This is a genomic window from Caminibacter sp. (assembly GCF_053999135.1).
Window position 1 is genome coordinate 1 of the sequence record NZ_JBMXVQ010000013.1, and the last position, 5,411, is coordinate 5,411.

Genomic DNA, 5,411 nt, shown 5'->3' on the forward strand with positions numbered 1-5,411 from the left:
TTCCCTTCAAACAGACACTTCATCGTATCAAGTAAAAGACTTTTCCCAAATCTTCTAGGACGGGCTAAAAAGGCATACTTGTAAGCATTAATCAATTCATAAATCTCTTTTGTTTTATCGACATAAACATAATTATCTCTTCTTAATTCTTCAAAATTTTGTATTCCTATTGGTAGTTTCATGTTTTGCCTTTTTTGTGTATATGCTTAGCACCGTTTTTTATATCATTTTTAATAAAATCATAGGCTTTTGAAAGATTAATATTTCTTACAGTAATACCTTCAACTGTTTTTAGATGCATAATATTTTTTTCTACAAACAATCTTTCTAAGTCTTCAAGAAAAGTTTGAACATTTTTATCCAAATCTCTTACAAACATAGAATATTTTCGTCTGCTTTTATTTCCGTTTTCGTCAACATAATCAGCTTCGAAAAACTTTACATACCGATAATCAACCAGTTCTTTATTCATATATTCAACATAATGCACAAACGTAAAAGAGTGTTGCAAATTTTTATCAAAAATTACCATTTGAGCGTTTTTACGGTGCAAATATCCAAAAGGGGAGTTTTTATCAAACGATTCAACATTGTCTAAATTAACAAGATAATCACCATCTTCCCCCCACACCGCAAATGAATAAACAGGATGCTTCGTGCGTTTAAAATCATCTCTACTAAGGGCAATTTTTCCTAAAATTCCTGTTTGTGAGGGAGTGTTTTTTATATCAAAGGTTTTACCTTTGCAAAAATCCCAATTATAAGTAGGTATTAAAATATTTTTTACCTTTTTTTGCATAAGATCTAAAAATTTATGAATACTTTGCATATTCATTTTATTAAGCAGCAAAAATCTTGTAAAATCTCCCGCCAATAAAACAGTATCGCTATTAATTTCTATTTTATTCACCAATTTTTCAATCATAATTTATTCTTTATTAGATTTATTATATCCTTAATAGAAGTATTGTTTGTAATTTCATCATAATCAAATTTCACGCCAAATTCTTTTTCTAAAGCCATAAATAAATTAATCTGCCCTAAAGAATCCCACTTTTCATTAAATCCTATTTGAGAATTTTCATCAATTCCCTCTCCAAAAAGCTTTTTAGCAACTTCAATTACTTTTTTTTCCATTCGCTCTCCTTAAAAACGTGTTTTCATCTATTTTTTCAAATCCGAAATTTGTATATAAATCTTTAACCTGCCCGTTTTTTTTAGTCGGATAATAAAGACCGATTATATCTTTATTTCCAAACATTTCAATAATTTTATTTATTATCTCTTTTTCCACATCCCTTTTTAAAATCCTGCAGCTCATCAAAAACGTGTCAATAATTACTTTGTCCTTTTTTTCTTCTAAAATAACCAGTGCCGTAATACCTTCATCACCAAACTTATCCTTGTAATTAACGGCAATAACGGTATAATTATCACTAAAAATAAAATTTTTAATATCATGAGCCGTATATCTTTTAGTAGTTAAATTAAACTGATTAGTTTTTTGTGTCATTTGCGCATATCTTTCAATAAACCTGTCATCATCTATATAAAAATCAAGTTTAATTTCCAGACTTTTAAAAAACTCTTCATAAGTAATATTTTTTTCTAGCTGCTTTCTTTTTAGATTATTTTCATACTGTTTCTGTTTTAAAACATCCTCTTTTGTAAGTGTTATCTTTGCAAAATATTTTTTTACAACATCCAAAAACCAATCATTAAGATAATATATCTCTTTTGGAAATTCTGGCACCGTAACCTCAGGTAAAATCTGCTTTACACTCTCTCTTTCCACAGGATTATCATCAATAAATACAAAAGAATCAAGCCCTAAATTAAGCTCTTTTGCTATTTCTCTTATATTATCTGCTTTATGATTCCAATTTATTTTTTTAATTATAAAATCATTTTCTTTTAATACGGAGCTTGGATGATTAAGCCCTTTTATACCGTCTTCATAATTGTTTTTTGAACAAATCGCCAGTAATACGCCTAAATCTTTTAATTTTTTGATATTTTTTTGAAAATCAAGATAAATTTTACCTATCCCGTCATTTGAAAGTTTAATCTCCTCTTCCCCTACAACGCCTCCCCACAAAGTGTTATCCATATCTAAAACCAACACTTTTTTCGAACCGTACTTATAAGTGTTAATTAAAAGTTCAATTTCTTTTGCCGCTTTTTCAAAAAAATCTTTATTGAATTTTATCCTTGCAAGATACCAGTATTTTAAATCGTATATTTCGTTATTTTTGCTTAAATTATAAAAATCAAAAATAAGTATATTTTTATACTTATTCCTGAGCTGTAATATTTTTTTATTATATTCAAGTTCTTTTTGTAATGTTTGATACAAAAAAGTATCAATCTGTTTAGGATAAAACGAAACAGTATTGAGTATCAAAATTTTATGACTTTTTTGTAAAAATTTTTCCACCAACTCCAAAAATTCGTCAAAATTTCCGCTAAATTCATCTATATCCAAAAACAAAAAAACAAATTCGCTCTTGCTTTGATAAATTGAAGAATTTTCATCGCTTAAATCAAGCATATAATTTCCATACCCGCAACTTTCCAATACATCAATACTCAAATAATATTTTAAACTGTCCATATTTATATTACTGATTATTTCTATCATTTACTTCTCCAACAATTCTATAAGACCGATATTTGTCATTACAAAACATACCTTTTTGTTATTAAACAATACTGCGTTTTTAGGAGGAGATATTAAAATCCCCTTTAATTTTTCAACCGTATTTTCTATATTTTCAACCTCATAACAGATATGATAATACGTAATATTTTTATCTATTAAATTTTTCACTATATCCCCGCTTATAAGCTCAAAAACCATATCTTTCGTTTCTATTAACACCAAATTCGCATTCTGATTCTTATCAAAAACAATATCGGACATATGCTTAATTTCAAAAGTGTTTTTCATCCATTCAAGCGTTTCTTCTAAATTTTCGGTTGCAATTCCAAGATGATGAAATTTCATAAAATCTCCTCCATACACTCAATCACATAATCCTGCTCTTTTTGGCTTAAGCTGTAATATATCGGCAGGGAAAAGGCTTCCATGTAGTATTTTTCCATTTGAGGAAACTTTTTAAAATAGCCTTTTTTTACGTAATACGGCTGCTGATTTATAGGAATGTAATGGTATTGAAGTCCTATTCCTTTTTGACGCATTTTTATAAAAAATTCAGCCTTTTCTTTGAGTGAATTAAATGGATACCTAACCACAAAAAGATGATACGAGCTTTTTTCATTATAAGGATAAAGAGGCTTTATTTTTTCAGGCAGGTTATCATGATAATATTTAGCAATCTGGCGTCTTTTTTGTAAAAACATATCAATTTTTTCAAGCTGAGATAGTCCCACGGCACATGCCACGTCGCTTAGTCTATAGTTGTACCCCAAATCCACCATTTTATATTCCCACGGATACATTGAAGAATCTTTTACCATTCCATGGTTTCTTAATCTCAAAAGTTTTTTGTATGTTTTTTCGTCATTTGTCGCCACCGCCCCGCCTTCAAAAGTGGTAATGTGTTTGACGGGATGAAAAGAATATGTAGCTATATCACACACTCCTTCGTCTTTTCCGAAATAATGGGCATTGTCGTAAAGGACTTTAACGCCGTATTTATCTTTTAAATACCCAACCTTTTTATCGTCTAAAGGATGTCCGCTGAACGTCACTAAATAGATAGCTTTTATTTTTTTCTTTTTAAGCTCTTTTTCAACCAAATCCAAATCAATAAGCCCGTTTTCTTCAATATCCACAAATATAGGTTTAGCCCCTACGTAAAGAATCGAATTTGAAGTAGCTAAAAAAGAATTAGGGGTGGTAACCACCCTCTCACCCACATTCAAAAGCACCCTGCTTGCAAGATGCAAAGCAGCAGTCCCGCTGCTAACCGCCACGACGTATTTAAACCCGAGTCTCTCAGCCAAAGCCTCTTCAAATTCTTTAACTTTAGGACCTGTCGTTAAAAAATCACTTTTTAACGTTTCAACCGCCGCATTTATATCATTTTCGTCAATAAACTGTCTGCCGTAAGGAATAAACTTAGTTAATTCTCCATTCTCCATTCTCCATTCTCCATTTAAAGAAATTCTTTGGCTTTTTCTAAAAATTCTTCTTTTGTTAGCCACCAGTCGTTTTTATCCGAGCTATACTCAAACCCTATCTCTTTTTCTTTCCCTTTTTCTCCGAGATTATTTTTTGTATAATCTGCTTCAAAAGAGAAAGTAATTGTAGGCTTTATTACAAAATGGTCATCAAATTCTACACATCTGTCGTCTCTTGTTATCATTACTTCATGAAGTTTTTCTCCCGGCCTTATTCCTATTATTTTAAGTTCACACTCCGGGCACAGGGCTTTTGCCAAATCAACGATTTTCATAGATGGGATTTTAGGTACGAATATTTCTCCCCCTTGCATTCTCTCAAAATTTTTAAGTACAAATCTTACGCCTTCTTCAAGGGTTATGAGAAATCTTGTCATATCAGGATGAGTAATAGGGAGAGTTTTTTCGCCCTTTTTAATCAGTTTCATAAAAAATGGCACTACACTGCCGCGACTTCCAATTACGTTTCCGTATCTAACCACACTAAATCTTGTTTTTCTCTTTCCAATTAGATTATTTGCTGCAATAAAAAGCTTGTCGCTTGCAAGTTTTGTAGCACCGTAAAGATTAATAGGAGCTGCGGCTTTATCGGTACTTAAGGCAATTACTTTATCCACTTCATTTACAATAGCGGCATCAATTACATTCTGTGCACCGTGTATATTTGTTTTTACCGCTTCCATTGGGTTATATTCGGCTGCCGGGACTTGTTTTAGAGCTGCTGCGTGTATTACAATATCCACATCTTCCATAGCTTTTTTTAGTCTTTCTTTATCTCTTACATCACCTATAAAGTATCTCATACATTTGTTGTTAAATTTTTGAGCCATTTCAAATTGTTTTAATTCATCCCTGCTGTAAATTATAATTTTATTTGGCTTGTAATTTTTTAAAAGAACTTCCGTATATTTTTTACCAAAACTCCCGGTTCCGCCTGTAATTAAAATATTTTTGTCATTAAACAATTAACAGCCTTTTTTAAAATAATAGCAAATAATATTCCAAAAAAATTTCAAACGTTTTAAAAAAATAAACATCTATAGGTTTAGAAAATTTCAGCATTAACACCAAAGGTGCCAGACTCTTTAGAATGAACAAAGGATTAAATACGAAATATTAAGGGTTAGTAAAGATTAGCTAAGGTAAATTCAAGAGGTTAGGAGTATACACTATAAATCCTAGCGGGGACCTACTTTCCCACATCCGTAAGGATGCAGTATCATCAGCGCTGTAGGGCTTAACTTCCTGGTTCGAAATGGTTCAGG

The 5,411-nt window shown here is 30.9% G+C and carries 7 protein-coding genes and 1 rRNA gene; all 8 read right to left on the bottom strand.

The window, feature by feature from the left end; translation table 11 throughout:
• Window positions 1-182, bottom strand: a 182-nt coding sequence (locus tag ACXJH6_RS00560; protein WP_456469817.1) for an AAA family ATPase, incomplete at its 3' end; no start/stop codon positions are given.
• Complete coding sequence (locus ACXJH6_RS00565; protein ID WP_456469818.1) at window positions 179-925, bottom strand: AAC(3) family N-acetyltransferase; 747 nt, start codon at window positions 923-925, stop codon at window positions 179-181. The genes ACXJH6_RS00560 and ACXJH6_RS00565, both read right to left, overlap by 4 nt.
• Window positions 922-1,137 (bottom strand): acyl carrier protein, encoded by a 216-nt coding sequence (locus ACXJH6_RS00570; protein WP_456469819.1) that lies wholly within the window; start codon window positions 1,135-1,137, stop codon window positions 922-924. Before ACXJH6_RS00570 ends, ACXJH6_RS00565 begins: the two co-directional genes overlap by 4 nt.
• Entirely contained in the window at window positions 1,118-2,641 is a 1,524-nt protein-coding gene (locus ACXJH6_RS00575; RefSeq protein ID WP_456469820.1) for an HAD-IIIC family phosphatase, read from the bottom strand. The genes ACXJH6_RS00570 and ACXJH6_RS00575 overlap by 20 nt, the downstream gene beginning before the upstream one ends.
• On the bottom strand, window positions 2,642-3,007 hold the full coding sequence (locus ACXJH6_RS00580; RefSeq protein WP_456469821.1) for a VOC family protein: 366 nt from the start codon (window positions 3,005-3,007) through the stop codon (window positions 2,642-2,644).
• Window positions 3,004-4,107 carry a DegT/DnrJ/EryC1/StrS family aminotransferase gene (locus ACXJH6_RS00585; RefSeq protein ID WP_456469822.1) on the bottom strand — a complete coding sequence of 368 codons (1,104 nt, stop codon included), beginning with the start codon at window positions 4,105-4,107 and terminating at the stop codon, window positions 3,004-3,006. The genes ACXJH6_RS00580 and ACXJH6_RS00585 overlap by 4 nt, the downstream gene beginning before the upstream one ends.
• Before the next feature lie 14 nt (window positions 4,108-4,121).
• Complete coding sequence (gene pseB / locus ACXJH6_RS00590) at window positions 4,122-5,111, bottom strand: UDP-N-acetylglucosamine 4,6-dehydratase (inverting) (RefSeq protein ID WP_456469823.1); 990 nt, start codon at window positions 5,109-5,111, stop codon at window positions 4,122-4,124.
• A gap of 211 nt (window positions 5,112-5,322) precedes the next feature.
• Window positions 5,323-5,411: ribosomal RNA gene (rrf, locus tag ACXJH6_RS00595) — 5S ribosomal RNA — on the bottom strand; the annotation flags it as partial.

Bases quoted from the DNA above. Each gene is read 5' to 3' on its own strand.
- ACXJH6_RS00585 (WP_456469822.1), bottom strand. From the start codon at position 4,107: ATGGAGAATGGAGAATTAACTAAGTTTATTCCTTACGGCAGACAGTTT.
- ACXJH6_RS00570 (WP_456469819.1), bottom strand. From the start codon at position 1,137: ATGGAAAAAAAAGTAATTGAAGTTGCTAAAAAGCTTTTTGGAGAGGGA.
- ACXJH6_RS00565 (WP_456469818.1), bottom strand. From the start codon at position 925: ATGATTGAAAAATTGGTGAATAAAATAGAAATTAATAGCGATACTGTT.
- ACXJH6_RS00580 (WP_456469821.1), bottom strand. From the start codon at position 3,007: ATGAAATTTCATCATCTTGGAATTGCAACCGAAAATTTAGAAGAAACG.
- ACXJH6_RS00575 (WP_456469820.1), bottom strand. From the start codon at position 2,641: ATGATAGAAATAATCAGTAATATAAATATGGACAGTTTAAAATATTAT.